Origin of the sequence: Bradyrhizobium sp. Leo170 (assembly GCF_004296405.1) — a bacterium.
Taxonomy (GTDB): Bacteria; Pseudomonadota; Alphaproteobacteria; order Rhizobiales; family Xanthobacteraceae; genus Bradyrhizobium.
In genome coordinates this window covers 1-2,455 of the sequence record NZ_PSRR01000609.1, presented here as the reverse complement: position 1 = coordinate 2,455, position 2,455 = coordinate 1, and the positions used below count along the sequence as shown (strand labels likewise).

Genomic DNA, 2,455 nt, shown 5'->3' with positions numbered 1-2,455 from the left:
GTAGCGTGCCCACCTCTTCCTGCACCGCTCTTGATGGTGGGCACGCTGCGCTTTGCCCACCCTACGCGACTGAGCACGCTGGCTATCGTCGTCCCGGCTCCCGGCTACGCCAAAGGCTTCGCCGCGGCGCGCAAGGCCGGGACGACGGCGTCATTGCGAGCGTCGAAGCTGGGCTTCGATGGCCGGCTTGTCTATGACCGACCAAACCTCCACGATCTTACCTTCTCGAAATTCGTAAATAACGTTCTCGGCGAACGAAACTCGTTTCCCGTCGATCTTGAGCCCGAGAAATTCTCCTTTCGGCCTGCAGTCGAAGAGCAGGCGGCTCGACACGTAAGGCGGATCCGCGATCAAGAGCTGGATATTGAACAAGAGGTCCGGGATCTGCTGAAAGTCATTTTCCAGCATCTCGCGATAGCCTGACAATCCAATCTGTCGGCCGTTGTGACGTACGTCATCGTGGACGAACCGTCCCAAATTGGTCCAGTCCTGCGCGTTCAAGCAGGTGATGTAGTCTCGATAGACCTTGGAGAGATGTTGCGGCGTCACGACAAATCTCCCTTGTCGCAGGTACCTGAGATCAATTGGTTCCATCGCCACCGCGATCACATCGCTGCCCCGCGAACGCGCCGTGGCTGTCAGGACAACCTTTACCCGGCCTGGCAGCCAAGGCATATTTCCCCAACGATTTTTAAAGGATTTCGTAAGGCGATGAACCAGGGAATCCAGCAAGTCGTTGGCGCCTATGTCAGACTGAAGAATGTGACGGCGCTGTTGGAGATGAAGGCTCACCGAAAGGAACTGCTCTCTCGGGCGCTTGACACGGATCAGTTCAGCCTCGCGCTATCACGTGATCTGTGCCGGCAGGATCTCGCCGCGATCGAAGACGGCATCCAGGATATCTTGAAGGGTGGCACGCTGCGAGGTTACGTCGATCATATAGAGCCTCACACCATTGCTGGCTGGGCTCAGTGCGTCGACCATCCTGAAATCCCGCTTCGCGTGGAACTCTATTTTGACGGCAGACTGGTCGGTAGTGTTCTGGCCGACCGCTATCGACAAGATCTCGAAAATGCCAATCTTGGAAGCGGCAACCACAGTTTCCAATTCAAACCCGATCAACACGCTTTCCTTGCCGCAGAACTGATCGAGGTTGCGGCGCCGGATGGCAAGCTCCTTCACGGGGGAACGTTGAAGCGAACAACTGCGGCGAGTGCAGACCAGCCGCAGCTCGCGCTCAATCCTTCACCGTAGCCGATCTGCCTCCCGGGGCCGGCAGCCTTCCACCGTTAACGCTTTGATCCGCCTCGCTTTGCCTTGCCACCGCCATATCATTAAGGTAACGCCGCCGCGATGTGGGGATCGGGCGCGTCTGGCGCCTTGGCATTTTGCTTCGCCCTCCGGGGATGGGATAGCCTTAAGTGTCTGAATTATTTAGTGAAGTCGACGAGGAGCTACGTCGCGAGCAGCTCAAGAAGCTGTGGGACAAGTATTCGCTCTACATCATTGCGCTGGCGATTCTGATCGTCGCCGGCGTGGGCGGCTGGCGCGGCTACGAATACCTCCAGGGCCAGAAGGCGGCCGAGGCGGGGGCTGCCTTCGACCGGGCTGTCGAGCTTTCCGAACAGAACAAGCGCGCCGAGGCGGAGGCCGCTTTCGCCGACCTGGCTACGAAGGCGCCGGCCGGTTACCGGGTGCTGGCGCGACTGCGGCTGGCTGCCGAAATCGCACCCCGCGACCCGCAGGCGGCCGCGAAGATGTATGACGAGATCGCCGCCGACCGCAGCGTCGGTGTGGCAGATCAGGATCTGGCGCGGATCCGGGCCGCGCAATTGCTGCTGGAAACCGCGACCTACCAGAACATGCTGCAGCGGCTCGAGCCCGCCACGGCGGCGAACTCGACCTTCCGTCACACCGCGCGCGAATTGCTGGCATTGTCGGCTTACCGCGCCAATGACGCCGCCGCAGCGCGGCAGTGGCTCGACCTGATCGTCAACGATGCCGAGACGCCGCCGAGCCTGCGCTCGCGCGCCGAGGCGCTGCAGGCGCTTTTGCCGCCTGTCGCCAAGAGCTGATTGAGAGGCTAACGAGTTGAGTGAGGGATTGCCCATGCGCCGCTCGCAACGTCTGATCGCAGCCGCTGTCGCCATTGCGCTTTGCAGCGTGCTGGCCGGCTGCGGGGGCGGCGGCCTGTCCAATTTCGATCCGTCGGACCTGCTCGACTTCCTCGACACCAAGAAGAAGCTGCCGGGTGACCGCAAGCCGGTATTCCCGGATGGCGTGCCGGGACTGGAGCAGGGCGTGCCGAAGGAGCTCTACAAGGGCTCGCAGCAACAGCAGATCGATGAGCAGAACGCGCAGGCTGCCGCCGCCGCTGCTCCGCCGCCACAGCCTCCGCCGGAGCAGGCGAAGTCGAAGCGATCGGCCAAGGGCAGGGCGACCAACGCCAGCACGG

General features: G+C 61.6%; 3 protein-coding genes and 1 pseudogene. 3 read left to right on the top strand and 1 reads right to left on the bottom strand.

Annotation, left to right across the window (positions count from 1 at the left end; genetic code table 11):
* Positions 1-150: 150 nt before the first annotated feature.
* The gene (locus tag CWO89_RS43115) at positions 151-549 is read right to left on the bottom strand and encodes an ester cyclase (RefSeq protein WP_130584259.1); all 399 of its coding nucleotides are present in this window, start codon (positions 547-549) and stop codon (positions 151-153) included.
* Here CWO89_RS43115 and CWO89_RS43110 point away from each other — a divergent pair.
* The 3 genes and pseudogenes from CWO89_RS43110 to CWO89_RS43100 form a co-directional block, all read left to right on the top strand.
* Positions 460-1,254, top strand: coding sequence for a hypothetical protein (locus CWO89_RS43110; RefSeq protein ID WP_207234699.1), 795 nt, complete (start codon positions 460-462; stop codon positions 1,252-1,254). The genes CWO89_RS43115 and CWO89_RS43110 overlap by 90 nt on opposite strands.
* Before the next feature lie 167 nt (positions 1,255-1,421).
* Positions 1,422-2,075: a tetratricopeptide repeat protein gene (locus tag CWO89_RS43105; protein WP_130584257.1), complete on the top strand. Its 654-nt coding sequence runs from the start codon at positions 1,422-1,424 to the stop codon at positions 2,073-2,075.
* A 34-nt stretch (positions 2,076-2,109) separates the two neighbouring features.
* Positions 2,110-2,455: pseudogene (locus CWO89_RS43100) on the top strand (hypothetical protein); the annotation flags it as partial.